The following is a 26213-nucleotide window of genomic DNA, read 5'->3' as shown; positions in this document are numbered from 1 at the left end:
AGAGGTAGACGAGGGTCTCGAACCATAAGTATTGGCCGCCCATCTTGCATCATTTATGCCCGAAAACCGACGAATTCGGGGGACGCCGAGGCGACTCGGTAGAACCCGTCTCCCACCGGAACCTCGGGTCCATCAGGGGTAAACTCAAAGTCACCCGGCACGTTGATTGTGAGTATGCAACACCCAGGACCGCCGCAGTTCATGGCTGTCGGCGAGTCAGTACAACTCGCACCTCGCGACCCCGACCCCGACGCAGACTACTCGTGGCGGGTTCGGAGCGCGCCGGTCGCCAGCAGTCTCGACCTCGAAGAAGACACCGCAGTCGTCCAGTTCACGCCCGACGCGGCCGGCCGCTACGTCGTCGAACTCGACGCGCCCGACGCGACGCACACGCTCACCGTCCGGGTCTTCCCCGGCTCCTACCTGCCCGCCGGCTCCGTCAGGAGCGGCGCGAGCGGGATGAGCGGCTACAGCGGACAGAGCGGCTCCGCGCGCCCGACTGGGTTCAGCGGCGGCGCGTCCGGCTCCGGAAGCGGTGCCGGCGACGCCCAGCGGGGACGGGGCGGTCGGCCGCGCATCAGGCTCGACGCGACCGTCGAAGACGGCGTCGTCGTCGTCCGCGCCGACCCGCAACCGAACCCCGACAGCGACACCGACCGCGACGACCTCGTGGTCGAGTTCGTCGTCGACGACCGCGACGACGTGGACGACGCGGCCGTCGAGACCGAGGGCTGGGAACTCCGCGTCCCGCTTTCGGCGGTCGGCGACCGACTCCGCGTCCACGCGGTCGCCCTCGACGAGACGTACAGCGTGCCCGACACCGTCACCGTCGAGCGCGAGGCCGTCGCCGACGGCGGATTCGCCGAGGCGGAGACTGAAGCGGTCCAGACCGACGTGACCGGCCACGCAGACGGCTCCGGCGCGGGAAGCGCGTCCGTCTCCCGTCCCAACGACCCGCCGCAGTGGGCCCGCGAGGTGACGCTCTACGAGATTTACGTCCGCGGCTACGCCTCGGACGTCGAGGGCGTGGACAACACCTTCGAGGCGCTCGAAACCAGACTCGACTACCTCGAATCGCTCGGCGTCGACTGTCTGTGGCTCACGCCAGTCCTCCAGAACGACCACGCGCCCCACGGCTACAACATCGTGGACTTCTACGACATCGCGGAGGACCTCGGCACCCGCGAGGACTACGAGCGGTTCGTCGAGGCCGCCCACGACCGCGGCATGAAGGTGCTTTTCGACCTCGTGCTCAACCACTCCGCCCGCGCCCACCCGTTCTTCGAGGACGCCTACAAGAACCCCGACTCGGAGTACTACGACTGGTACGAGTGGCAGGAGAGCGGCGAGCCGGGCACCTACTTCGACTGGGAGTACATCGCCAACTTCGACCACCGGAACCTCGAAGTTCGGCGCTACCTGCTCGACGCGGTGGACATGTGGGCCGAGGTGGTCGACGGCTTTCGCTGCGACATGGCGTGGGCCGTCCCCGACACGTTCTGGCAGGAGATTCGCGACCGCGTGAAGGCGAAAGACCCCGAGTTCCTGCTTCTGGACGAGACCATCCCGTACATCGCCGACTTCCACGAGGGCATGTTCGACATGCACTTCGACACGACGCTGTACTTCACGCTCCGGCAGGTCGGCCGCGGCGACGAGCCCGCCGAACGGATTCTCGACGCCGTCGAACAGCGCACGCAGGTCGGCTTCCCCGACCACGCGGCGTTCATGCTCTACCTCGAAAACCACGACGAGACGCGCTACATCGTCGAGTGCGGCGAGGACGAGGCGCTGGCCGCCGCGGGCGCGCTCTTTACGCTCCCCGGCGTGCCGATGGTCTACGGCGGGCAGGAAATCGGCCAGCGCGGCCGCCGGGACGCCCTCGCGTGGGGCCACGCCCGCGACGACATCCGCGAGCACTACGAGCGACTCATCGAACTCCGCGACGAGACGCCCGCGCTCCGGTACGACGGGACGTTCCGCCGCATCGACTACGAGACGGACTCCGACAGCGCGGTCGCGTTCGTCCGCGACCACGACGACGGCTCGTACCTCTGTGCGCTCAACTTCGCCCCCGGCGCGACCACGGTCGACGTCGGCGACCTCGCGGTCGACGCGACCGACATCGTCTCCGGTGACTCCGTCGCCGCCGAGGGCGGTATCCGCGTCGACGACGTGGTCGTCTGCCCGCTCGCGTAACGTCCCGCACGTCCCGTTTCCACGTTCGCGTCGTCTCCGATTTCGCCTCCACCTCCGATTTCGCCGCCGTTCGACCCGACCAGCCCGATACACCATGAGCACGAACTCCCCTATCCCGACCCTGCACGCCGACCGAACGGACGACCTCACCTCGTGGCACGAGTCGGTCGTCGAGAGCAACGACGACGACTTCTCGGCCGCCAAGACGCTGACGACGAAACTCGGCGCGCACCGCCGCGACGGAGTCGTCGAGTTCGGCTTCTGGACGCCGGACCTCGTCGAGGCCGGCGTCCCCGAGGCCGCCGTCGAACTGGAACTGCTGACGCCGCCGGCCGACCTCGACCCCGGCGAGACGGACCACCGGCGCGCGACGTTCGACCGCCACCGCATCCCGATGCGTCGGGTCGGCGAGTACCACTGGACGGCCGTCGAGGGCGTCCGCGCCGGCACGCGCGACACCCTCGGCGCGCTCTACCGACTCGTCTACGAGGGCGACGACGGCGAGGAGCGAACGGTTCAGGATCCCGTCGCGTACTCGGTCCCGTTCGGGGCGTTCGCGCCCGCCGAGGTGTACGACCTCGACAGGCTGGACGAGACCCGCGCCGACCGCGACTACTTCGCGGCGCTCGGCACCGACGACGAGCGGGTCGCCACGACCGAGGACGGCGGTCTCCCGCGCATCGACCCCGCGACGAGCATGCTCGAAATCCACCCCGGAACCGCCACGGCGCGCGGATCGCTCGCCGGGCTCGCGGAGGTGTACCAGGGAATCGCCGCGAAACAGCGCGGCGGCGACGACCTCGCCCCGTGGGAGCACGCCTTCGCCGGGTACGACGGGATTCAGCTGATGCCCGTCGAGCCGCTGACCGAGAACGAGGAGGAACACGACTTCTGGAGCGTCGCCGACGATTCGGCCGCCGAGGTGACGGTCGAGGTCGCCCGCCCGGAGATGATAAACTGGGGCTACGACCTCGTCGTCAGCGCCTTCTCAGCGCCGAATCCCGCCATCCTCGAAACCGGCCGCCCGGACGAACTGGTGGACTTCATCGCCGCGTGCCACGACCTCCCGCGACCGATAAAAGTCGTCTTCGACATCGCGCTCGGCCACGCCGACAACCGCGGCGCGGAACTCCTCTCGGACCGGTACGTCCTCGGCCCGGGAATGTACGGCAAGCACCTCGACTACACGGAGCCGACCGCGCGCGCCGTCTTCTTGGAGATGCAGCGGCGCAAGATGGACTTCGGTGCCGACGGCATCCGCGTCGACGGCGCGCAGGACTTCACCTCCTACGACCCCGAGACGGGCGAGATGTACCACGACGACGACTTCCTCGCGGAGATGGACCGCGTGACGCAGGAGGTCGCCGGCACCGAGTACCGGCCGTGGATGATTTACGAGGACGGGCGGCCGTGGCCGCGGGAGGACTGGGAACTCGCCTCCTCGTATCGCGCGCTCATCGAGCAACACCCCCACTCGTTCCAGTGGTCGCCCATCACCTTCGCTCACAACACCCCCGCGCTCCTCACCTTCTGGGCGACGAAGTGGTGGCGCGTCCGCGAGGTCGGCGAGTTTGGCGGCAACTGGCTGACGGGCGTCGCCAACCACGACACCGTCCGCCGTGGGACCCAAATCGACCCGACGGTCGAGTTCAACCAGTCGCCGGTCAACCCCTACCTCGGCGACGACTACCCGGAGACGCTGGACGAGGCGTACGACAACGCCGCGTCGTCGATGCTGTTTCACTGCTTCCTGCCGGGCGTCCCGATGGACTTCGTCCACGCGAACATGCGCGCGCCGTGGGGGTTCGTCCGCGACACCGACCCGACGTGGAACGTCAAGGTCGTCTCCGACGAGTCGAAGTTCTGCTACTGGCAGGTGCGCGACGAGGACTTCGAGGACGACCGCTTCTTCCGGCGCGTGAAGGGTCTCGGCTTCGATTCTCGCGAGGAACTGTTGACCTTCATGAACGCCCTCTCCTCGGCGGTCGGCGCGACTGACTACGACCTCAACGTGATGGCGGCCATGCTCTCGGCGATGGACCAACCGCTCGGCGACGACCTCTCGGCCGCGGACCTCGAAGCCTACGGCTACGCGTGGATGCGCGACGTGCACGAGTTCGCGAATCTCGGCCACTGGCGCGACGAACAGGACGACGAGCGGACCGCCTTCCGCCTCGAAACCCGCAAGTTCCGCCACGACCGCCCGTGGCTCATCTCTGACCTCGACGCCGACGACGACTACTTCACTTACCGCCACCCGACCGACGGGTCGGTCCTCTACTACGGCTTCCGGACTGCACCGGACGAGGGTGACGGAGGGCAGTTGCTCTTCGCCGCCAACATGGAGGGCGTCCCCGTCGAGGTGTCGCCCGCGACCCTCGCAGCCGACGCCGCTGAAGACGAGAACGCGCCCGCGATTCCGACCGACGGCTGGGAACCGGCGTTAGTCGCTCCCGGCGTCGAGGAACTCGACGACTCAACCGCCTCGACCGACCCGCTCGCGGTCGCACTCACCAACGGGGCGGCCGTCATCTGGCGACGCAACCTGTAACGGTCGCCGAGAACTCACCACCAGATTCATATTCTCAGCGTGTTTTTGGACGTATGTCCACGGTACAACTCGGTATATTATCGAATAATATTGGTAATATTGTTTCTATCTGGTCCAGTTCTCTAAACATTCGATAAGTGTTTATGGGGCATTGTGGGCAGAGCTTTTCAATTAGAACTCTGTGCTATCCGCTACATGATGTCCAAACCAATGCAAGAAAACGGCAGAATTGTACACGATTGTGCTACTGTGTCGGGGGTCTGCGTATGGGTCTTGTAAAGATGACCAAGTGGCGGACGCTGCTTCTCGCCACTATCGGGTTCAACTTCTCCTTCCTCATCTGGTTCTCGTTCGCGCCCTTCACGGGGCCGATGGCGGAGGAGTTCGGGCTCTCGCTCGCAGAAATCGGTATCTTGGCGAGCGCGGCAATCTGGCTCGCGCCCTTCGGCCGCATCCTCACCGGCTGGCTCTCCGATAAGTTCGGCGCGCCGGTGGTGTTCGCCATCGTCCTCGGCTACGTCGGGGTGTTCTCGATGGCGAGCGCCTTCGCCGAGAGCTACACCGTGTTCTTCATCGAACGCCTCATCGTCGCCACGGCGGGCATCACGTTCGTCATCGGCATCCAGCACGTCTCCGAGTGGTTCGAAGAGGAGAACCTCGGCATGGCCGAGGGAATCTACGCCGGCGTCGGGAACGCCGGTGCCGCCGGCGGCGCGCTCATCCTGCCCCGCGTGTTCGGCGCGGACTGGAGCGGGCCGCTCTTCCAGAGCAACTGGCGGGCGGCGTTCTTCTACACCGGTATCGTCTCGATTCTGCTCGCAGTCGCCTACTACGTCCTCGGCGAGGCCGCGGCGACCGACGAGCGCCGGCAGGCGACCGCCGACAACGCGACGCTCAAGCAGTGGGTCCACACGGCCACCCGGTACGGGACCGTCGCGCTCGCGCTCGCCTACGTCATGAGCTTCGGTCTCGAACTCTCGATGAACGGCTGGCTCGCCACCTACTACCGCGAGGCGTTCAACACGAACAACCTCGTGCTCGCGAGCACGTTCGCGGCCACGTTCTCCATCGCGGCCGGTCTGCTCCGGCCCATCGGCGGCTACGTCAGCGACGTGCTGGCGCGCAGGGAGATGGATATCCTGCCCGTGTTCAAGGGTCGCTACCGCGAGCAGTGGACGTTCGTGTCGCTCTCGTTCATCATCGTCTCCATGCTCGCCATGACGCTCGCCGGTCTCTCCGGAGCCGTCCTCATCGCGGTGGCCGCCGGCTTCATGGTCGGCATGGCCTGCGCCTTCGCGGAAGGCGCCATCTTCGCACAGGTTCCGGCGATGTTCCCCAACAGCTCCGGGGCCGTCGCGGGCGTCGTCGGCGGCGTCGGTACCATCGGCGGCATCGCCTACCCGCTCGTCTACTCGTCGGTGCTCCTGCCGAACCTGCACGTCGGCTACGCGCTCGTCGCGGCGACGATGGTTCCCATCGTCCTCCTGAACGCGTGGGTCTACCGCCCGCACATCGCGAAGCGCGCGACTATCGACGGCTTCCTCGGCTCGTCGGGCGCGACCGGCCCGGCGGACGACTGAGCCGCCGACCGCGACGACCGCGACACGTCTGTCCGCGGCACCGACCGCGGACGAAGCGAACGAACTCGAACCGAATCACGGTTTCATTTTTCACCCGATGCCAAGCGCCCGAGAGCCCCCGGCTCTCGCTCAGGCGACGCGCGCGTCGGTCTCGACCGAGACGCCGTCGAGGTAGTCGCCGTCGGGACCGACCCACTCGCCTTCGGTCCCGCAGTCGGTGGTCAGCCGGCAGACGCGGGTCTCCGGCGGCCAGACGACGCGAACCTCGTCGCCGGAGCGCTCGACCGTCACAGTCTGTCGGTACGTGACCGTCTCGCCGAAGTCGCCGACGTAGGTCACCGCGAGGTCGACCTCGCTCGCGCCCGGCGGAATCGACAGCCGCTCGGGACCGAACGCGAGTGGGTGGTTCGTCACGGCCACGCCCGCCGGCGTCAGCGATAGCTCGACGGGCAGGCTCTCGGCCATCGCCGCGTCGTAGCGGGCGTAGCCCTCGTCGGTCTCGACGCGAACCGACACCGTGTTCGTCCCCTCGGGCGCGCCGAGCGTCGTCGTCGCGTCGACCCGCTCGCCCGACAGCACGTCGAGTCGGGTCAGTTCCGGCTCGACCGCGTCCACCGCTCCGGTCCACGTCCCTCGATAAGTGAACCGGTACGGGGTCCGGTTCGTCGCGTCGAGGACCGCGAAGTCCTGTTCGGCCCCGTCGTCGATGGCGTACACCACCGGGCCGTCGAAGCCGGGGTCGTTGCGGAGCGTCTGGAAGGGGTGGGCCGACCAGTCGCCGTAGGGGTCGGGGTGGAAGACGAGCGCCTTCGTCTCGTTGCCCGTCGCGGTCGAGTCGCCACCGAGTCCGATGCCGCCGCCACCGCCCCCGAGACCGCCGGTACCGACGCTCGGAACCGACGGGGTCAGCGGCGGGTGTTCGAAGCCGGCGTCGAGGAGCGGTTCGTAGGTCGCCGCGAGGTTCTCGGTTCGGAGTCGGTTCTCGTCGTAGGGCTCCTCGACGGCCCCGACCGTCACCCCGCCGGCGACGAGCGCCGAGACGAGGAGCACCGAGAAGACGACGCCCCGGGCCTCAGAGGCCGAAAAGCGGCGGTGGGAAAGCCGGCGGAGGAGGCGAGCGCCGGCGACGATTCCGGCCGCGCCGAACACCGCGAGCGGGACGAGCGCGTCGAAGTGGTAGAACGGCCCGAGGAGGTCGATGAGGCCGTTTCGAAGACCGTTGTGCGTCCCCCAGAAGGCGGCGTTGCCGACGAACACCGAGGCGAACACGCCCGCGACGACGCAGGCGAGGGCGTCGTCGGAGAGTTCGGCGAAGGCGCGGTCGCGGCCGCCGAGGCCGTGGTGGCGGCGTCTCGCGCTCCCGCGGAGGTTCCGTCCGGTCTTGTGTCCCCACCAGCGGCGGGCGGTGACGCCGAAGCCGAAGACCGCGGCGACGGTGCCGAACCATCCCATCGGCCCCCAGCGCGTCGCGAGCATGTCGAGCGCTTCGACTGCCGTCTCGACGCCCATCGCGGGCGTGTAGAAGACCTCGTAGCCGAGGATGGCCCGCTCGCCGAAGCCGATGCCGTCCCGCGGGGCGAAGGCGATGTAGGGGAACGTGAGCGGGTCCCCCGTCACGACGGCGTTGTAGGCGAGCGTCAGGCCGACGAACGCGAGTCCGGGGAGCGCGACGGCGGCGTACCGGCGGAAGACGACCCAGCCGGTCCCCGCGCGGCGGGCTGTCGCGAGCGCCCACAGCGAGTGGGCGATGAACGGCAGAGCGAACAGGACGGCGGTGTAGGGCCGGGCGAAGAACGCCGCGCCGACGAGCGCGCCGGCGACGACGGCGTAGCCTGAGGAGTCGCGGCGGGCGGCCCGGACGTAGCAGACGGCGAAGCCGAGGTTGAGCATCGTCGTCGGCGCGTACGCGAGGAACGTCGACGAAGTGAGCAGAAACAGCGGCGAGAGCCCGAGCAGGCCCGCCGCGACGACTCCGGTCGTCCGGTCGAACGCGTCGGCCGTGAGCGCGTAGACCAAGGCGGCGGAGATCGCGGCGATAGCTCCCAACACGAGGTTCGGAAGCCCGAACGCGAGACCGACCGCGAACAGCGCCGGCACGGCCGGCGAGTACTTCGAGTAGAGCTGGACGCCGCCGGGGGCGCTCGGCGTCTCCTGCACCACGAAGAACCACGGTCTGACGGCCTCCGTCAGCGGGCCGGGGTAGAGAAACAGCTTGCCTTCGAGGAGCATCGCGGCCTGCGTGAGATAGACGCCCTCGTCGTCGTTGACGGTGTGGTACGGAAAGAGGTCGACCGCGAACCACGTCACGACGAGTCCGACGAGAAGCGAGACGCAGAGCGCTGCGAGTCGTCGACGCGTTCGCGTCCGGTCGACGTCGATGGAAAAACCGAACGCGAGCCCGCGGACCGCGGCTCGCACGCGGCCACCGAGCGGGAGGGAATCGCCCGTGTTCGAGTCTCGCCGACCCATCCTCAGTCCGAATAAGGGCCGGTCTCGGGGCGCTGTTCGCGCGGGAACCACGCGAGCTCGTGGCCGGCGTCGAGCGTCACCTCGACGCAGCCGTCGGTCGGGACGGTCTCGTCGTGGTTGTGCATACACAGGAGGGTGTCGCCGCCGTGGAGTTCGACCTCGTAGAGGATGGTCGGCCCGAGGTAGCGCTTCCCGACGACTTTGCCGTGGCCCTCGCCGCCGTCGCCGCAGGGGTGGGCCGACACGTCGTCCGGGCGGACGAGGATGTCGATGTCGGTGTCGTCGTACTCGGGCGCGAGGCCGTGTATCTGGTCGCGCGCGACCGACCCGAGTTCGGTTTCGACGACGCCGCCGGCGATGCGTCCCGGCAGGAAGCCCGCGTAGCCGAGGAAGCCGGCGACGAAACGCGATTCGGGGTGCTGGAACACCTGTTCGGGCTCGCCCACCTGTTCGAGGTCGCCGTCGTTCATCACGGCCACGCGGTCGGAGATGGACATCGCCTCCTCCTGGTCGTGGGTGACGGAGACGGCCGTCACGCCGGCCTCCTTGAGGATGCGACGGACCTCCTCGCGCATCTGGACGCGGAGGTCCACGTCGAGGTTCGAGAAGGGCTCGTCGAGGAGCAGGATGGCGGGCTCCGGCGCGAGCGACCGGGCGAGGGCGACCCGCTGTTGCTGGCCGCCGGAGAGCTCGTCGGGGTAGCTGTCGCCTTGGGTCTCCAGTCCCACGAGGTCGAGGAGGTCGCGAACGCGCTCGTCGCGCTCGGCCTCGTCGAGGTCCTTCAGGCCGAAGGCGATGTTCTCGGCCGCGGTGAGGTGCGGGAACAGCGCGAACTCCTGGAAGACGACGCCGACGCCGCGCTCTTCGGGCGCGCGGAAGGTTCCGCCGCCGGAGACGACGTTTCCGTTCAGTCGGACCTCGCCGCCGTCGGGGCGGTCGAGCCCGGCGATGAGCCGGAGCGTCGTCGTCTTGCCGCACCCCGAGGGGCCGAGGAGCGTGAGGATTTCGCCCTCCTCGACGCTGAGCGAGAGGTCGGTGATGACCGACTCGGTTCCGTAGGACTTCGAGACGCCGTCGAGTTCGAGGACGCCGCCGGCGTCCGCGTCGTCGGCCTCGGAGTCGGTGGATTCTGTGCGGTTCGAGCGGTCGGTGGTCGAAAGTGTGCTATTTGACATCGTATCCCTCTTGCGTGATGATGACGAGCATCGAGAGCCCGGAGACGAAAAGCAGGATGAACGCGGGCACGACGGCCTGGCCGAAGTAGCCCTGCTCGTAGGCCGTCCAGATGTGCGTCACGAGCGTGCTGAACCCCGAGGGGCGCAGCAGGAGCGTCGCGGGCAGTTCCTTCATCGTGGTCAGGAAGACGAGCGCCGCGCCGCCGAACAGGCCGGGCGCGACGAGGGGAAGCGTCACGTGACGGAACGCTCCCGACGGGGTCTCCCCGAGCGTCCGCGCCGCCTCGGGGAGCGCGGGGTCGACCCGGAGGAACGACGCCCGGAGCGACCCGATGGCCTGCGGGAGAAAACGGATGACGTACGCGAACACGAGGAGATAGAGCGTCTGGTAGATGGGCGTCGCGTACGAGCTACCGAAGTAGACGAGCGCCAACCCGAGGACGACGCCCGGCACCGCGTAGCCGACGTAGGTCGCGCGCTCGAAGACGGAACTGAGCCGCGAGGGGTGCCGGGCGGCGAGGTAGGCGACCGGCAGGCCGGCGAGCGTCGCCGCGCCCGCGGTCGCGGCCGCGACGAGGACCGAGTTGAGCGCGTACTCGGGCTGGAACGCGAGCGAGCCACTCGTCGCGGCGACTCCCTGCGCGAGCCACGTAAAGAGGATGCCGAGCGGGACGAGGAGCGCGACGGTGGCGACGAGCGCCGCGAAGCCGAGCGCCGGGTACTTCCACTTCCCGAGCGGCATCGGGCTTCCCGAGCGGCCGCCGGTCGTCGTGCGCTCGTCGCCGCGAATCTGCGATTCGAGGGTCAAGATGAGGAGCGTCACGGCGATGAGCTGAAGCGACAGGAGCGTCGCGGTGTCGCGGCCGAACGTCCCGAACTCCACGTAGATGACGCGGGTGAACGCGTCGAACTTCATGATGGCCGGCGTGCCGAAGTCCGAGAGGACGTACAGCGCCGTCAGGAGCGAGCCGGCGGCCACCGCCGGGCGAATCTGCGGGACCGTCACCCGCTTGAACGACTCCCAGCGGGTGTGGTTCAGGGTCCGCGCGGCGTCGATGAGCGTGGTGTCCATCGACTTGAGCGCGGCCCGGGTGGTGATGAACACGTACGGATACGTGTAGAGCGTCAGCACCAAAACGGCACCGGGTAGTCCGTAGATTTCCGGGAGCGACTCGACGCCGAACGGGGCCAAGAGCCGCTGGAACGCGCCCCGCGGGCCGAACGCCGAGACGAACGCGAACGCGCCGATGTAGCTCGGGATAACGAGCGGCAGCGAGACGACGACGGTCCAAAAGCGTCTGAACGGCAGGTCTGTCCGGACGGTCAGGTACGCCAGCGGGACGCCCAGACCGATGCACGCGGTGGTGACGAGCGTGACGAGGACGGCGCTGTTCAGGAACACCTCGACGGTCGTCGGCCGAGTGACGAGCGCCAGCGCCTCGGCGAACCCCACCTCGAGCGCGGTCTTGACGAGCCACAACAGCGGAACGACGACGGCGGCGGCGACGGCCCCGCTGGCGACTGTCAGGCCGAGCGGTTGCTCGTCGTCCCCCCCACCGGTCCCCGTCTGCTGTTCGGTCGCCATGAGTGAGCTACCTCAGAGAACGCCCACCTCACGCAAGAGTTCCACGGTTCCTTCGAGGTCCGAAAGCTGCGTCAGGTCGAGGCCCTCCGGCGGGCTGAGTTCGTCGATGCTCGGAAGCTCGCCGATGGGGTCGACGCCCGAGACGAGCGGGTACTCGAAGGTCGTCCGCGCGAAGTAGTCCTGCGCCTCGGCCGACAGCAGGTGTCGGACGAAGTTGCTCGCCAGTTCGGAGTCGTCGGCGGTGTCGAGGGTGAGCGCGCCCGCGACGTTGAAAATCGAGCCGGCGTCGCCCGCGGTGAAGGCGGTCGAAAGCGGCGCGTTCGGCCGCCCGGCGAGGATGCGCTGGATGTAGTAGTGGTTCGCGAAGCCCGCGCCGATTTCGCCGTCGGCGACGGCCTGCGAGACGAGGAACTCGTCGTTGTACTCCGTGACGCCGAGGTCCTGCATCCCCTGGAGCCACTCTCTGGTCGCCTCTTCGCCCTCGAGGACGCGCATCGCCGTGATGAACGCCTGGAACGAGGAGTACGTCGGGGCCCAACCGACGTTGTCGCGGAACGCCTCCGTGTCCGGGAAGGCCATGATGTCGTCGGGAATCCCCGATTCGTCGAACTGGTCGGTGTTGAACGGGACGGTCCGGGCGCGGCCGGAGGTTCCGGTCCACTGCCCGTCGGGGTCGTGGAACTCGTCGCGGACGAGGTCGAGCACCTCGCTCGGGAGCTCCTGGGTTCGACCGGCGTCCTTCAGCGCGCCGAGTGCCCCGGCGTTGACCGAGAAGAACACGTCTGCGGGACTGTTCTGTCCCTCGGTCTGAATCTGGTTGACTAACTCGGTCGCCGAGTTGTACCGCGGGCGGATGGTGAAGTCGTCGTAGTACTCCTCGAAAAAGGAGATGAGTTCGCCGACGAGCGCCTTGCCGCGGCCCGAGTAGAGCGTGAGTTCGCCCGAGAGGTCGGGCATCTCCGAGACGGACACGCCGCCGGTTATGTCGCGGTCACCGAACGGTGAACGGCCGGAACCGATCTGTTCGACTCCCTCGCCGCTCTCGGGTTCGGTCGTCGTCTCCGTCTCCTCGTCGCCGCCGGTACAGCCGGCGAGCGTGCCGACCCCGAGGGCCGCCGTCGTCGCGATGAACCGGCGACGACTGTGGCCGCGAAGCTCTCGGTCGCGTTCTTGCATACATTGATTTAGGTCTCCCTAAATCATTTATACCTACCGATTCGTCGGGCGAAGCGGGCGAATCGCGGGACAAAGAGACGATTGCCGGTCCGCCGGCGCGGGTCGGTCGGCCGACCGATTGGTCACCCGTCGGGCAATCAGTCAGTCGTCAGCCGGCGCGGCGGCCCGCGGCGCGGCGAGGGCGTCGAGGCAGTCCAGCCAGTCGCGCATGTGCTCGCCGACGTAGTTGAAGAAGTCGCCGTTGCGGTAGTCGGACCAGTCGCCGTCCGCGAGGGCGTCGGCCATCGCCTCGAAGACGCCGGCGTAGCTGTCGGCGTCGTCGCCGACCGCGTCGACGACCTCCCAGAGGTGCTCGTTGAGTTCGAGGCCCGGCACCTCGTTGTTGAGGTCGTCGAACGTCGGGCGGGCGGCCTTGTTGTGCTCGCACAGCGGGTAGCCGGTGAGCACGTCCTTTCCGAGCACGTCGGCGGCGCGCTTGAGGAAGACGCCCGACCAGATGTCGTCGAAGCGGCCGACCTCCCACTCGTTGTCGTCCATCGGTAGCTGGTAGAACGCCGGGATGACTTCGCGTTCGAACGCGAGGTTCATCGAGCAGACGGTGAGGTACTGGCCCTCCTCGGCCACGAAGTCGCCGTCGAAGTCGTCGAAGTCGGTCCGGGTCTGGGCCTGTCCCTCGAGGTCGCCGTCCATCAGGATGCGGACCGCGTCGAGGTCGGGGACGTTCGTCCACAGCCCCTGCGAGGCGACCACGTCGCGGAGTTCTCGCGTCCCGGTCTCGACCGTCTCGTCCATCGCCGAGTAGGGGTACCCGCGGGGGTACAGCCCGTGCTCGTCGGCGTTCTGGTAGAGGACGTTCACCCAACGCTCGTCGCTCGACACCGACTCCACCTCGTCGGTGCGGTCGAGGTTCGCCATGTGGCGGCCGAAGAAGTCCCACTCGTCGTGCGGGAGCGTGTCGTCGTCGATGAAGACGCCGTAGTCGAACTCGGGGTGCGCCCACATGTACAGCAGGCCGAAGCTCGTCTGGGCGTGACTCGCCGCCGGGACGAGATGCGAGTACTCCGAGACGTCGTGTTCGTCGTACCACTCCTCGCGGGCGGTCCCGTCGAAGACCGCGCCCGCGACGCCCTCGTCGTCCAGCATCGACTCCATTCCCTCGGCGTCGCAGAAGTCCTCCGTGACGAGGAGGACGAAGAGCCGGTCGAGGTCGAACCCGTGTTCGCGCGCGTTGTCGAAGTACGACCGCATGCACTCGTACTCCCGAATAGTCGGGACGACCACGCAGATGTCCGCGTTCATTGCTCCTATGAATTTAGGCTTCCCAAAAATAGCTGTTGGTTCCGAATAGCGGGCCTGAAATGCCGATGTAGTGATAATTAACCCGGCGGGTCGGCGAGGGCGGGCGATTCACGGCCGTCCCACTGCCTCAGGCTCGCGTCCCCGTCAACGACTCCAACAGCAGGACCGCCGTGTCCTTCGCCAGCGGGTCGTTCGCGTTCCCGCACTGCGGCGACTGCACGCAGGAGGGACAGCCGTCCTCGCAGTCGCAGTCGGAAATCAGTTCGGCGGTCTGTCGCATCAGTCCCTCGGCGATGTCGTAGCCGGCGCGCGTGATGCCGACCCCGCCGGGGTGGCCGTCGTAGATGAAGATTGTCGATTGGTCGGTGTGGCTGTGGTACGGGGTCGAGAGCCCGCCGATGTCGCCGCGGTCACAGAGCAGTCGGAGCGGAAACAGCGAAATCATCCCGTGTTCCGCGGCGTGGATGCCGCCGTTGAAGCCGTAGTCGCGCCCCTCCGCGCGGTCGCTCGATAGCTCGCGCATCTCCGCTTCCACGTCGCCGGGGACGGTGAAGTACAGCGCCTTCGTCCGCAGGCTCGTCTCCGGCAGGTCGAGCAGTTGCTGGCCGATGGTCGTCCCGCGCTTCGGGTCGCGGCGTTCGAACCCCGTAATCTGCTTGCGCATCGTCACCTCGGCGAACCGGACCTCCACGTCGGACCGTGCCGACAGCGGCTTCGACAGGATGTCCCGCTCGACCGTGATGTGCTTGTCGTGGAGGACGCGGGTGTAGTAGTCCGCCCACGTCGGCTGGAGTCGGGCCACGTCGCGGTCCAAATCGAGCTCCGCGACCTCGTACGTCTGTCCCTGATGGTGGTAGACCGCGCCGGGATGGGCGTCTCGAAGCGCGTCGTCGAACGCCAGCGTGGCGATGGTCTCGTTGTTCCGCGTGTCCATCAGTTGCACCTCGCGGTCGGTGATGGTTCGGAGGCTCATCGCGTGCTGCGGGCTCTCGCTTCCGTCGTGGGTCCACCGGAGCCCGTCGTCCGTCTCCCGGCGCGCCAGCGTTCCGTCGGCTTCGAGGTCCGAGACGACGCCGGGGAACGACCCGCCGAAGTACGACTCGTCGCCGGTCGAGAGCCAGTTCTCGGCGGCCGCGCAGGCGACGTGCGAGGGGAGCAGGTGGTCGTTTTCCGGGTCCGAGACGGCCCGCTCGGGGTCGCCGTCGAAGAACTCCGCGGGGTGGTTCAGCAGGTACTGGTCGAGTTGGTCTTCGCCGCCGACGAGGACGACCAAGGCGGGCCTGTCGCCGCGGCCCGCCCGCCCGGCCTGTTGCCACGCGGACATCCGCGTGCCGGGGTAGCCGTCGATGAGCACCACGTCGAGTCCGCCCACGTCGACGCCGAGTTCGAGCGCGTTGGTGCTCCAGACGCCCGTGATGTCGCCGTCGTGCAGGCCGGCTTCTATCTCCCGTCGCCGGTCGTGAGTCAGGGAGGCCTGATACGCTGCAATCTCGCCGGCGAGCGCGTGTTCGCCGCGGCTCCTGAGGTCGCTCGCGCTCTCGGAGGCGTACCGTTCGGCCGCCTGTCGGGCGCGGGTGAACGCCAGCGTCTGGTGGCCGCGGGCGACGAGGTCGACGAAGAGGTTCTTGGTCTCGACGTGGCCCGAGCGCCGCCGTCCCGACCCGCCGGCCTCGGGGTTCTCGTACTCCGGCGGGTTCCACAGGAGCCAGTTGGTCTCTCCGGTCCCGCTCGTGTCCTCGTCGACGAGCGCGAAGGAGTCCTCCCGCTCGCCCGTGATGCGCGCGGCGTGTTCGACGGGGTTGCCGATAGTGGCCGAACAGCAGACGAACTGCGGGTCGGAGCCGAACCGCTCGCAGACGCGCTTGAGCCGACGGAGGAGCAGCGCGACGTGGCTTCCGAACACCCCGCGATAGCCGTGGACCTCGTCGATGACGACCGTCTCCAGCGAGGAGAAGAACCACTCCCACAGCCGATGGGCGTGCGGGAGCAGCGCGTAGTGAACCATGTCGGGGTTCGAAAGCAGCACCGTCGGCATCCGCTTTCTGACCTCGCGCTTTTCGGACTTCGACAGCCGGCCGGTGTACTGGTCGACCGAGACGCGGCTGCCGAAGCCGAGGCCGCGAACGAGGTCCGACAGCGTGTCGAGTTGGTCGGCGACGAGCGCGTTCTGCGGGCCGAGATAGAGCGTCCGGCCGCCGTGGTCCATCGCCCGCTCGAACGCCGGCACGGTGTACGCGAGGCTCTTGCCGCTGGCGGTCCGCGTCGCCAAGACGACGTTGTTCCCGTCGCGGACCGATTCGACCGCCTCGGCCTGATGCCGGTAGAGTCGGTCGATGCCGCGGTCTTCGAGGGCCGACGCCAGTTGCGGTTCGAGGTCCACGTCGGCGAAGGCGGGCTCGCGCGCTTCGAACCGGCGGTGGGACCGAATCTGCCCCTCGTAGTACGGTCTGGTCCGGAGCCACTCGATGAGGTCGTCCACACGCCTACTGCGGACGTGGCCGCCCTAACGCTGTCGCAGTTCTGACGTGGTAGCACGAGGCATAGTAGCCGCGCCGTTTTTGTTCTTCGCGTCCCGACGGAAGCGCATGAACGAATCCGCGGACGCCGTCCTCATCTACGACGGCGAGTGCGCCTACTGCTCGGTCGCCGCGTCGGCGCTGAAGCGCCTCGACGACGTGGAAGCGATTTCGTGGTACGACGACGCGGCGCAGGCGTTCCTCGACGCCCAGTTCGCGGACGTGCCGTTCGCCATGGTCCTCGTCGACCGTCGGGAGAGCCGCGTCTACGCCGGCCGAGCCGCCGCGAAGGAACTCACCGACCGGGCCGGGATGCCCGGCCTCCTCGGCAGTCTCGTCCGCGACAACTACGACAGAATCGCGAAGGTCGTCGGCGCCGCCAGCGGTCGCGGCCGCGACCCCGACGACGTCCACAGCGTCTACGACCTCGACGCCGACGCGGCCGAGTTGTTTTCGGCCCTCCTCGACAACGCCGAGCCGCGACCCGCCGAGCTTTCGTAACCCGACTGACGCACTCCGGCTATGACCAACTCGAGGAACTCGCCCGACGACGACCCGAGGAACCCGACCGACGACGACCCGAGGAACTCGCCCGACGAGAACCCGACAGTCCACTCGCTCGACCCCGCGGTCCTCGGCACCGACGACGACCCGCTCGCCCTCGGCTCTCGGTCGCCGGTCGGAACGTACGCGCTGGTCTTCGACGCGCCCGCGGCGACCATCGACGTCGGCGCGTTGGGCGAGCACCGCGTTTCCGCCGGTGCCTACGTCTACGTCGGGAGCGCGTTCGGAACGGGCGGACTGCGACGCGTCCTCCGCCATCGGCGCGTCGCGGCCGGCGACCACGACGCTCGCCATTGGCACGTCGACTACCTCGGCGGCCACCCGGCCGTCGGACTCGCGCGCGTCGTCTGCGTTACCGACCGCGACGTGGAGTGCGCGGTCGCGACCGAACTCGCGTCCTCGCTCGGTTCGACCCCAATCGAGGGCTTCGGCTCGTCGGACTGTTCGTGCGACGCGCACCTCGCGCGCGGTGACTCGGTCGAGACGGCGACACCGCTCGTCGAAGCAGCATTTCGAAGCAAAATGTGAAGGGGGATGTCTCCCCCCTCTGACGCCCGAACCGGACCGGGCACCCCGGTTCGGACGAAAAGCCGGTTGTCAGAGGCACCCCGGCATACCCTCATACTGCTGCTACACGCTTTACTTCACCCATCGCATCACTCAGTCATACCGTGACTCGACGTATATAAATACGCTGTTTCTTTATATACTTGTGGCCGATTCTCCTGTTCTTTAAGTAGTACGACGTTCATGTAGCTCGACATGGTTCGGTCCGAGGCTGACGAGGTGTTCGACGTGCTCGCGTCGCGGGCCGACGTGCTCGAGGCCGTCGTTCGCCAGCCTCGAACCACCGCGGAACTCGTGAACGGGCTCCCGGTGTCGCGCTCGACCGTCGACCGCGGCCTCCGGGAGTTAGAGCGCGCGGGCTTCGTCGAGACGAGCGACCGCGTCCACCGCCCGACGCTCGCCGGGCGAATGTCGCTCGACACGTACTCGAACTTCGTCGAGTGTCTGAACGACATCGACGCGGCCAGTACGGTGCTCGATTCACTCGACGCTGGCGCGCCGCTGGCGCCGGTCTTCCTCGACGGCTGTGAGGCTATCGCCGCCGATGACGGCCTCGGACCCGTGCTCTCGAAGCTCACGTCCTTCGTCGAGGGCTCGACGTCGATACGCGGCCTCGTCCGCGGGGCGCTTCCCTCGCAGGTCGACGCCTACTACCGGGCGGTCGTCGAAGACGGCACCCCGGTCGACCTCGTCGCCACCGACGACGTGGTCCAACGGCTCGTCACCGCCTACCGGCCGCAGCTCGCCGAGGCGTGGTCGGTCAGCTCCTTTTCGCTCCGGTCGGTCGAATCGCTTCCCTACAGTCTCGTCGTCTCCGACCTCCCGGACGGCCCCGTCGCGTTCCTGGTCGCGTACTCCGAACGCGGCCTCGCGGGCGTCGTCTACAACGATTCGCCCGCGGCGGTCGCGTGGGCCAGAGAGCGCATCGAGGACTGTCGGGCGGACGCCTCGTCGCTCCCCCGACCGCCGGTCGACGGGAGCTGACGACCCCGCGCCCGCGGCCGATGTCCGCGAGACCCCAACGACTTACGGGAGCCACCGCGAAGGAGTCCCAATGACGACGACGTTCCCCGAAATCCCCTATCTGGAGTGGATTGTCGACCGGGCGGACGAGGCCGCCCACGACCTCGCGACGAGCGACCTCGGGTCGTCCCGGCGCGGCGACGACCTCGTCCCGCCGGTTCTCTCCGGTCGCTCGGACCCCGAGGACGCGACGCTCGCCGGCCAGCTCGCGGCGCGCTACGGCGTCTCCGAGTCCTCGGTCCTCGTCACCGCGGGCGCGACGAACGCGAACTTCCTCGCCGCCTGCGCGCTCCTCGACCTCGCCACCGACGACGACGAAGACCGCGACGAAGACGCCTCGCGCCCGCAGGTGCTCGTCGAAAAACCCGGCTACCAGCCGCTCGTGGCCACTTCCGAGGCGCTCGGCGCGCGCGTCGACCGCTTCGTCCGCCCGCCGGAGTACGACTACGAACTCGAACCCCACCGCCTCGACGGGGCCTCCACCGACGCCTTCGCCTACGCCATCGTCACCAACCGCCACAACCCGTCCGGCAAACTCACGCCGCGCGCCGAACTCGCCGAGGTCGCGTCGGCCGCGGCCGACGCCGGCGGCTACCTCCTCGTCGACGAGGTGTACGCGCCCTTCGTCGACCCCGCCGCCGACGGCCCCTTCGGCGGCATCACGGCGTCGGGCCTCGAAAACACCGTCGTAACCGGGTCGCTGACGAAGTTCTACGGCCTCGGCGGGCTCCGCGTCGGCTGGATTATCGGCCCCGAAGAAGTCGTCTCCCGCGCCCGCTCGGCGTCGATGTACCTGCCCGCCGTCGCCGAGCCGAGCACCAAACTCGCCCGGCGCGCGCTCCACCACGGCGACGAGATAGAGGCCGCCGCTCGCGAACACCTCTCGGCGAACCACGACCTTCTGGCGACGTTCGTCGCCGAGCGCGACGAACTCGACGGCCGCATCCACGCCGGCGGGACGTTCGCCTTCCTCGACCACGCCTCCGTCGACGGCGACGCCGTCGCCGACGCCGCGTGGGACCGCGGCGTGCTCGTCGTCCCGGGTCGCTTCTTCGACGCGCCGGAGTCGTTCCGAATCTCCCTCGGCGGCGACCCCGAGGCGATGGAAGCCGGACTCGCCGCCTTCGGCGACGCCCTCGACGACCTCGCCGAGTAACCCGGCCCGCCGCTCCGACTCGCACCTCCCGGCGGCGCTTCCGGTCTACTGCTCGGTCTTCTCGATGAGCGGGTGCTGGAGGTAATCGTTGACCTCCACGTCCGCGAGCGATTGGAGGCCGCCGAGGCGGGCCATTCGGCGCAGGCCCAACTCGCCGACCTCCTCCGGCGACACCGTGAGGACGTGCGCGAGCATCCGGTCGATGTCGAGCCGCTCCGCGGCCATCGCGCGGTGGTGGCCGTCGACGAGGAGCGTCTCGGGTCCGTGGGAGACGACGATGAGCGGCTCCGCGAGGCCGTTCTGGAGTTCGTACTTCCGGCCTTCGAGTTCGTCGCCGTACACCTCTCGTTGAGTCGGAATCAGCGAGTCCACCTCGACTTCGCGCTCGGCGACGCTGATCGACGCGTCGTGGGTCCGTTCGAGCATCTCGCGGGTGCTCTGGACCTTCGAGGGGGTCGTCCGCTCGATTTGGCTCCGGACCGCGTCGCCGTTCGAAAAGAGGCCGAGCAGCACCCGGTCGTCGTCGACGACGGGGAGGAACTGGTGGCCGGTGCGGAAGATGACGCGCGCGGCGTTCTTCACCGTCATCTCCGGGCGGACGACCACGAGGTCGCGGCTCATCACCGACTCGACCCGCACGTCGCCGTTGACCTCCAAGAGGTCTATCGCGCCGACGAACCCGAGGAGGTGGTTGTCGGCGTCGACGACCGGGAGGCCGCCGTACTGCGGGCCGGCCTTGAGTCGGTCGACCACGTCGGTGACCCACGCGTCGGGCCCGACGGTCTCCACGTCGGTCGTCATGTACGCGTCGACGCGAACGTCGTCGAGTTCCATCGGTGTCATTGGTGGTTCACTCGCATCTCGGTCGTCCCGCGGTTGACCGCGGAGCGCCCTAAACGTATCTGCGACGAAAAACGAGGTGGGAACGACCGGCGTCGCGTCCGAGTCGGGCCCGCGATGCCGCGCCATCGGAGCGCCGTCGGAGTACCGTCGAAGCACCGTCGAAGCGCCGCGGCGTCGCTTACGCGTCGATGGCGCGCGCGAGCACCTCGACCGGGTGCGGCGGGTCGTCGTCCGCGCCATCCATGTCTTCGAGTTGGGTCCGACAGGACGCGCCGGGGGCGACGACCACGTCGCCCGGGCTCTCGGCCACTTGGCCTTCGAGGATGTTCCCGATGGCTTTCGACATGGAGTAGTGTTCGGCCTCGTAGCCGAACGACCCGGACATCCCGCAGCACGTCGAGTCCAGCGGGTCCACCTCGAAGCCGGCGCGGCGGAGGACGCCCACCGCGTGGTGGTCCTTCTTCGTGGACTTCTGGTGGCAGTGGCCGTGGTACGTCAGGGACTCGTCCTGCGGGAGGAACGACAGCGACTCGTCCAGCCGGAACGCGTCGACGTACTCCATGACGCCGTAGGCGTTGGCCGCGACGGTTTCCACGTCGTCGCCGGAGAGCAAGTCGAGGTAGTCCGACTGGAACATCACCGCGTCGGAGGGCTCACAGAGGACGATGTCCCAGCCCTCCTCGACGTAGGGCGCGAGCACCTCGACGTTCTGCTCGGCGTCGGCGCGGGCCTTGTCGAGAAAGCCTTTCGAGTGCGGCGGCCGGCCGGAGCCGGCGACGCCCTCCGGAATCCGGACGTGGACGTTCGCGGCCTCCAGCGCCTTCACGGCGGCCTTCCCGACCTCGGGGTGGTTGTAGTTCGTGTAGGTGTCGGGGAACAACAGCACCCTGCGGTCGGCCTGCGCCTCGGGGATGTCGGCCGACCCGCGGCTCTCGAACCAGTCCACGAAACTCGTCGAGTGGAATCTCGGGAGCGAGCGCTCCTTGGCGATACCGACGGTCTTCTCCATGACCGTCCGCGCGCCCGGTACCTTCGTCGCCGCGTTGGCGAGCGGGGCGAACGCCGACCCGAGCTTCGACAGCGAGTCGATGTTGGCAAAGAGCTTGTCGCGGAGGCTGGAGCCGTTGCGCTGGTGGTACTCGTGGACGACCTCGGCTTTCATCTTCGCCATGTCGACCTCGCTCGGGCAGTCCTTCGAACAGCCCTTACAGCCGACACAGAGGTCGAGCACCTCGTCGACGAACTCGTCGGTGAACAGCTCGTCTTCGGGGAGGCCGCCGCTCATCGCCTGCCGGAGCATGTTGGCGCGGCCGCGGGTCGCCTGAATCTCCTCTTCGGCGGCGCGGAACGTCGGGCACATGACGCCGCCGACCGTGGACTGCTGGCCGCGACAGCCCGCACAGCCGTGGCAGAGTTCGACCATGCCCTCGAACCCGTTGTCGTTGTCCCAGTTCAGCGCCGGTTCGAAGCCGGCGTCGAACTCGTAGTCGGGCGAAAACCGGAGGTTCTCGGTCATGTCGTAGTCGCCGCAGATGTTCCCCGGGTTGAGGAGCCAGTCGGGGTCGAACGCGGTCTTGAGGTCGCGGAAGACGTTCCAGAGGTGGTCGCCGTACAGCTTGCGGTTCCACTGGGTCCGCGCGCGGCCGTCGCCGTGTTCGCCCGAGACGGAGCCGCCGTACTTGACGACCAGGTCCGTCACCTCGTCGGCGATGGCCTCGAACGTCTCGACGCCCTCGGCCGTCTTCGTGTTGACGAGCGGGCGGATGTGCAGGACGCCCGGCCCCGCGTGGGCGTAGTACGAGGCGAAGGTGTCGTGTTCGTCGAGGATGTCCTGGAAGTCCGAGACGTACGCCGGGAGGTTCTCGGCCGGGATGGCGGTGTCCTCGATGTACGCGATGTGCTTTTCGTCGGTCGTCCGACCGAGGAGAATCGGGAGCCCCGACTTGCGCATCTTCCAGAACTTCGCGCGGGTGTCGGCGTCGTGGGCCTCCATGAAGTCGGTCGCGCGGCGCTCCGTTTCGGTCACCGAGGCCGAGCCCTCGTCGGGGTCGAACTCGGTGCCGTCGGGGTCGATGACGCGGTCTTCGATGAGGTTCGCCACCTTCTGTTTGCCGTCCTCGTCGGAGTCGGCGTAGAACTCCACGAGGAGCGTCGAGTCAGTGCCCTCGGGGAGCATGCCGACCACGTCCGCGAACTCGGCGGTGTCGCGCGCGAGGTCGAGCAGCACGTCGTCCATGACCTCGACGGCCGCGGGCTCGTGTTCGAGGATGGGCGCGACGTCGTGCATCGCGTCGATGACGTCGTCGTAGGTGAGAAGCGCCACCGACGCGGTGTTCGGAATCTCCTCCAGCGAGACGGTCGCCTTCGTCACGATGCCGAGGGTGCCCTCGCTCCCGGCGACGAGTCTGCCGAGATTGACGCGGCCAGCCTCCCAGTCCTCGTCGACGCCGGTATCGTCCGGCGTGCGGCGCTCGCCGCGCATCTCGTCGACGAGCATGTCGAGGTTGTAGCCCGAGACGTTGCGCTTCAGGTCGGGGAAGCGCTCGGAAATCTCGTCGGCCTCCTCGTCGAGTATCCGCGCGACCTCCGCGTGGACGCGCGCTTCGAGGTCGCCGTCGGGGTCGCCGGACTCGCGGAGTTCGTCGACGCTCACCTCGCCGAACGTCGTCACCGTGCCGTCCGCGAGGACGAGTTCCAGCTCTTCGATGTAGTAGTCGGTCTTGCCGTACTTCAGTGAGTGCGAGCCGGTGGAGTTGTTGCCGATCGCGCCGCCGAGCGCGGAGCGGTCCCCCCACGCCGGGTCGGGCGCGAACTTCAGGCCGTGGGGGGCGAGTTCCTCGTTGAGTTCGCCGAGGCGGACGCCCGCTTCGGCCGTGGCCGTCCGCGCCTCCGGGTCGATTTCCTCGACGCCGCCCATGTGGCGGACGAGGTCGAGGACGACGGCCTCGTTGACGGTCTGGCCGGCGAGGCTCGTGCCGCCGCCGCGGGGGAGGACGGGAATCTCGCGGTCGGCGCAGTACTCCATCACCGCCGCCACGTCGGCCGTCGAGGTCGGCATGACGACGCCGATGGGGACTTGCTCGTACGCCGACGCGTCGGTCGCGTACAGCGTTCTCGTGTAGGAGTCGAAGCGCACGTCGCCCTCGACGAGGGACTCGAGGTCTTCGACCAGCCCCGGCCGCTCGACGTCGTCGCTGACGTAGTCGTAATCGCCAGCGAGCGCGGGGTCGGTGGCCGGTTCGTGCGTGTTGGATGCCATTGATTAGCTCTGTCGTATGTCGGTTTGCGTGAACGGATAAAGACACCCGGTGACGGGTGTCGGTCCGGGTCGCGCGCGGTTGGTTTGCGCGTCGATTCGCGACCCGAACCGAGTCGGTTCGGTCCGGTTCGAGTCGGGCCGGGACGATTCAGGTCGGTTCCGTCGGGAGTCCCGACCGGTCAGAACACGCCCGGGAACAGCACGTAGCTGAACAGGAGCGTGAGGACGCCGGTCGCGGTCCCGTAGTACAGAAGCGGGATGAGTTCGAGGCGGATGACGCGACCCTCCTCGCCGACGAGGCCGACGACCGCGAGCGCGGCGACGACGTTGTGGACGGCGATGAGGTTGCCGATGGCCCCGCCGACCGCCTGCGCGCCCAGCATGACGGTCTTCGACGTGCCGATCTGGTCGGCGACGCCGTACTGGAAGGTGCCGAACAGGATGTCGGAGACGGTGTTCGACCCCGCGAGGAACGCGCCGAACGCGCCCACGAAGGCGGCGAAGAACGGGTAGGCACCGCCCGCGATGCCGGCCATCCCCTCCGAGAGGACGATGAGCATGCTGTCGGTGCCCGTCGCGTTACCCGACTGGAGCATTATCTGGACGGTCGCGACGGCGAACAGCAGCGCGATGACCGCCGGGGTGACTTTCTCGATGGTCTCGGCCCACGTCGCTTTGACCGCCGCCGTGTCCATGTCGTGGAGGCCGATGGTGACGAGATGGACCGCGAGGAACACCGCGCCGGGCAGGTAGAGCAACTGGAAGTCGCCAGTCAGCCCCGTGCCCCAGATGTCCGCGTACTCGAAGACGAGGTTCGACGTGAGGAAACTCGTCAGCGGGTCGAACACCCGGGTGACGACGAGCAGGGCCGCGACGAGGACGTACGGCGTCCACGCCTTCCAGAGCGACATCTGCTGGGCGACGCCCCCGTCGGCGGCGACCGCACCGCCGCGCTCGCTCGTCTCGCCGGGCTGGATGTCGCCGACCCAGTGGTCGGGCCACTCGGTCCGCGGCGCGAAGTCCCACTCCTCGTCGGGGTGGAAGAAGCCGGCCTTGAGCGCGGAGACGGTGAGCAGCAGTCCGACCATCGCGCCGACGAGGCCGGGGAACACCGGCCCGAGGAAGTAGGCCGTCAGGAAGTACGGCACCGAAAAGGACGCCCACGCGAACAGCGTGAGGGGGAGGACTTCGAGCGCCGGCTTGATGGAGCGCTCCTCGCCGAAGAAGCGCGTCATCATGGCGACGCCGATGAAGGGGAGCACGACGCCGACGACGACGTGGTTCATCGCCGCGAAGACGGCGATTTCGGACACCCACTGTTCGACGCCCATGCCCTGCGCGTCGAGCGCGTTCGTGATGACCGGCACGTCGTCGAAGATGTCTATCATCCCGATGATGAGCGGCGTGCCGACCGCGCCGAAGGTGATAGCCATGAGGTTCCCCGTCAGTGCGACCACGACGGCCGCGAGCGGCGGGAAGCCGAGGCCCACGAGGAGCGGGCCGACGATTGCCGCGGGCGTGCCGAAGCCGGCGGCCGCCTCGATGAACGAGCCCATGAGGAACACGAGCAGGACGACCTGCACGCGGCGGTCCTCGCTGATGGAGGCGAAGCCGTTGTTGATGGCGTCGAACGCGCCCGTCTGCTTGAGCGTGTACAGGAGCAAGATGGCCCCGAAGACGATGTACAGGATGTTCGACGCGGTGATGAAGCCGTTGATGGTCGACGCGATAACCCACTGCGGCGTCATGCCCCAGCCGAGGACGCCGGCCCCGATTGCGACGACCCACGCGACGGGCATCGCCCGCGTCGCGGGCCAGTACCGCCCGACCATCAGATAGGCGATGGTGATGAGCGGGAGCAGGGCGATGAGCGCGTCGGTCGCGTTAACCATGCCGCACACCCCCACAGTTCGTTCCAGCCTGTGCCGTTCCAGATTCGTGCCTGATGCGGTGCATCGTGGAATCCGCTACACAACTTTTGTGATATATATCTATCGTTCGTCGCTATTCCTGACATCTCTGTGGCGGTCGTCTTACTCGGAGTACACAACCCAGTACACTCGAAGATACCGAGCCAAATACGGCGTTAAACGCTCAATTCGTATTCTACACGGTCTATCCTGTCGGTTCGCGGCCGGAGCCGAATCGGAAAAATCGATCCCCAAAACGACCGTTTCACACGTGTTTCCTGGCCATAACACACGACTGAATCGGGAGTTCACTCGTGTGCAAAGGCTTATGCAGTCGTGTG

The 26213-nt window shown here is 68.1% G+C and carries 16 protein-coding genes; 7 read left to right on the top strand and 9 right to left on the bottom strand.

The annotated features are described in order from the left end of the window. The first annotated feature begins 174 nt into the window (after nt 1-174). The 3 genes from malA to C5C07_RS08990 all read left to right on the top strand — a co-directional run bounded on the left by malA (nt 175) and on the right by C5C07_RS08990 (nt 6330). Nucleotides 175-2199, top strand: coding sequence for an alpha-amylase MalA (malA, locus tag C5C07_RS09000; protein ID WP_304999721.1), 2025 nt, complete (start codon nt 175-177; stop codon nt 2197-2199). Nucleotides 2200-2293: 94 nt separating this feature from the next. After that, nucleotides 2294-4750 (top strand): glucosylglycerol hydrolase, encoded by a 2457-nt coding sequence (gene gghA, locus C5C07_RS08995; protein WP_115804910.1) that lies wholly within the window; start codon nt 2294-2296, stop codon nt 4748-4750. A gap of 281 nt (nt 4751-5031) precedes the next feature. After that, a complete protein-coding gene (locus tag C5C07_RS08990; protein WP_008093705.1) occupies nt 5032-6330 on the top strand; it encodes an MFS transporter in 1299 nt (432 codons plus the stop codon). A 129-nt stretch (nt 6331-6459) separates the two neighbouring features. Here the strand turns inward: C5C07_RS08990 and C5C07_RS08985 are convergent, their stop codons facing one another. The 6 genes from C5C07_RS08985 to C5C07_RS08960 all read right to left on the bottom strand — a co-directional run bounded on the left by C5C07_RS08985 (nt 6460) and on the right by C5C07_RS08960 (nt 16513). Then, the gene (locus tag C5C07_RS08985; protein ID WP_004976556.1) at nt 6460-8799 is read right to left on the bottom strand and encodes a glycosyltransferase family 39 protein; all 2340 of its coding nucleotides are present in this window, start codon (nt 8797-8799) and stop codon (nt 6460-6462) included. Between the two features lie 2 nt (nt 8800-8801). Further along, nucleotides 8802-9974, bottom strand: coding sequence for an ABC transporter ATP-binding protein (locus C5C07_RS08980; protein WP_004976559.1), 1173 nt, complete (start codon nt 9972-9974; stop codon nt 8802-8804). Further along, the gene (locus C5C07_RS08975; protein WP_004976561.1) at nt 9964-11559 is read right to left on the bottom strand and encodes an iron ABC transporter permease; all 1596 of its coding nucleotides are present in this window, start codon (nt 11557-11559) and stop codon (nt 9964-9966) included. Before C5C07_RS08975 ends, C5C07_RS08980 begins: the two co-directional genes overlap by 11 nt. A 12-nt stretch (nt 11560-11571) precedes the next feature. Beyond that, nucleotides 11572-12735 carry an iron ABC transporter substrate-binding protein gene (locus C5C07_RS08970; protein ID WP_050459171.1) on the bottom strand — a complete coding sequence of 388 codons (1164 nt, stop codon included), beginning with the start codon at nt 12733-12735 and terminating at the stop codon, nt 11572-11574. A 141-nt stretch (nt 12736-12876) separates the two neighbouring features. Beyond that, complete coding sequence (locus C5C07_RS08965) at nt 12877-14034, bottom strand: alpha-1 4-glucan-protein synthase (RefSeq protein ID WP_115804909.1); 1158 nt, start codon at nt 14032-14034, stop codon at nt 12877-12879. A 127-nt stretch (nt 14035-14161) separates the two neighbouring features. Continuing rightward, nucleotides 14162-16513 carry a DEAD/DEAH box helicase gene (locus C5C07_RS08960; RefSeq protein WP_115804908.1) on the bottom strand — a complete coding sequence of 784 codons (2352 nt, stop codon included), beginning with the start codon at nt 16511-16513 and terminating at the stop codon, nt 14162-14164. Between the two features lie 106 nt (nt 16514-16619). Between C5C07_RS08960 and C5C07_RS08955 the strand changes: the two genes are divergently transcribed. The 4 genes from C5C07_RS08955 to C5C07_RS08940 all read left to right on the top strand — a co-directional run bounded on the left by C5C07_RS08955 (nt 16620) and on the right by C5C07_RS08940 (nt 19860). Continuing rightward, nucleotides 16620-17051 (top strand): DCC1-like thiol-disulfide oxidoreductase family protein, encoded by a 432-nt coding sequence (locus tag C5C07_RS08955; RefSeq protein WP_004976567.1) that lies wholly within the window; start codon nt 16620-16622, stop codon nt 17049-17051. Nucleotides 17052-17072: 21 nt separating this feature from the next. Continuing rightward, entirely contained in the window at nt 17073-17642 is a 570-nt protein-coding gene (locus C5C07_RS08950; protein WP_115804907.1) for a DUF123 domain-containing protein, read from the top strand. Nucleotides 17643-17876: 234 nt separating this feature from the next. After that, nucleotides 17877-18665 carry a winged helix-turn-helix domain-containing protein gene (locus C5C07_RS08945; protein ID WP_115804906.1) on the top strand — a complete coding sequence of 263 codons (789 nt, stop codon included), beginning with the start codon at nt 17877-17879 and terminating at the stop codon, nt 18663-18665. A gap of 70 nt (nt 18666-18735) precedes the next feature. After that, nucleotides 18736-19860: a pyridoxal phosphate-dependent aminotransferase gene (locus C5C07_RS08940; RefSeq protein WP_004976570.1), complete on the top strand. Its 1125-nt coding sequence runs from the start codon at nt 18736-18738 to the stop codon at nt 19858-19860. 45 nt (nt 19861-19905) lie between these two features. Here C5C07_RS08940 and C5C07_RS08935 read toward each other — a convergent pair whose 3' ends face one another. From C5C07_RS08935 to C5C07_RS08925, 3 genes are all read right to left on the bottom strand, one after another. Continuing rightward, complete coding sequence (locus C5C07_RS08935; protein ID WP_050459166.1) at nt 19906-20694, bottom strand: CBS domain-containing protein; 789 nt, start codon at nt 20692-20694, stop codon at nt 19906-19908. A 187-nt stretch (nt 20695-20881) separates the two neighbouring features. Next, the gene (locus C5C07_RS08930; RefSeq protein WP_115804905.1) at nt 20882-23962 is read right to left on the bottom strand and encodes an FAD-binding and (Fe-S)-binding domain-containing protein; all 3081 of its coding nucleotides are present in this window, start codon (nt 23960-23962) and stop codon (nt 20882-20884) included. 179 nt (nt 23963-24141) lie between these two features. Next, a complete protein-coding gene (locus C5C07_RS08925) occupies nt 24142-25854 on the bottom strand; it encodes an L-lactate permease (protein WP_115804904.1) in 1713 nt (570 codons plus the stop codon). Nucleotides 25855-26213 lie beyond the last annotated feature (359 nt).

It is taken from the genome of Haloferax sp. Atlit-4N (genome assembly GCF_003383025.1).
In the GTDB taxonomy this organism is placed as follows: domain Archaea; phylum Halobacteriota; class Halobacteria; order Halobacteriales; family Haloferacaceae; genus Haloferax; species Haloferax gibbonsii.
This window is presented reverse-complemented; position numbering and strand designations above follow the sequence as displayed.

Coding starts and splice junctions, on each gene's coding strand:
- C5C07_RS08955 (WP_004976567.1), top strand. CDS start 16,620: ATGAACGAATCCGCGGACGCCGTCCTCATCTACGACGGCGAGTGCGCC.
- C5C07_RS08950 (WP_115804907.1), top strand. CDS start 17,073: ATGACCAACTCGAGGAACTCGCCCGACGACGACCCGAGGAACCCGACC.
- C5C07_RS08940 (WP_004976570.1), top strand. CDS start 18,736: ATGACGACGACGTTCCCCGAAATCCCCTATCTGGAGTGGATTGTCGAC.
- C5C07_RS08985 (WP_004976556.1), bottom strand. CDS start 8,799: ATGGGTCGGCGAGACTCGAACACGGGCGATTCCCTCCCGCTCGGTGGC.
- C5C07_RS08970 (WP_050459171.1), bottom strand. CDS start 12,735: ATGCAAGAACGCGACCGAGAGCTTCGCGGCCACAGTCGTCGCCGGTTC.
- gghA (WP_115804910.1), top strand. CDS start 2,294: ATGAGCACGAACTCCCCTATCCCGACCCTGCACGCCGACCGAACGGAC.
- C5C07_RS08965 (WP_115804909.1), bottom strand. CDS start 14,034: ATGAACGCGGACATCTGCGTGGTCGTCCCGACTATTCGGGAGTACGAG.
- C5C07_RS08990 (WP_008093705.1), top strand. CDS start 5,032: ATGACCAAGTGGCGGACGCTGCTTCTCGCCACTATCGGGTTCAACTTC.
- malA (WP_304999721.1), top strand. CDS start 175: ATGCAACACCCAGGACCGCCGCAGTTCATGGCTGTCGGCGAGTCAGTA.
- C5C07_RS08975 (WP_004976561.1), bottom strand. CDS start 11,559: ATGGCGACCGAACAGCAGACGGGGACCGGTGGGGGGGACGACGAGCAA.
- C5C07_RS08935 (WP_050459166.1), bottom strand. CDS start 20,694: ATGGAACTCGACGACGTTCGCGTCGACGCGTACATGACGACCGACGTG.
- C5C07_RS08980 (WP_004976559.1), bottom strand. CDS start 9,974: ATGTCAAATAGCACACTTTCGACCACCGACCGCTCGAACCGCACAGAA.
- C5C07_RS08930 (WP_115804905.1), bottom strand. CDS start 23,962: ATGGCATCCAACACGCACGAACCGGCCACCGACCCCGCGCTCGCTGGC.
- C5C07_RS08945 (WP_115804906.1), top strand. CDS start 17,877: ATGGTTCGGTCCGAGGCTGACGAGGTGTTCGACGTGCTCGCGTCGCGG.
- C5C07_RS08925 (WP_115804904.1), bottom strand. CDS start 25,854: ATGGTTAACGCGACCGACGCGCTCATCGCCCTGCTCCCGCTCATCACC.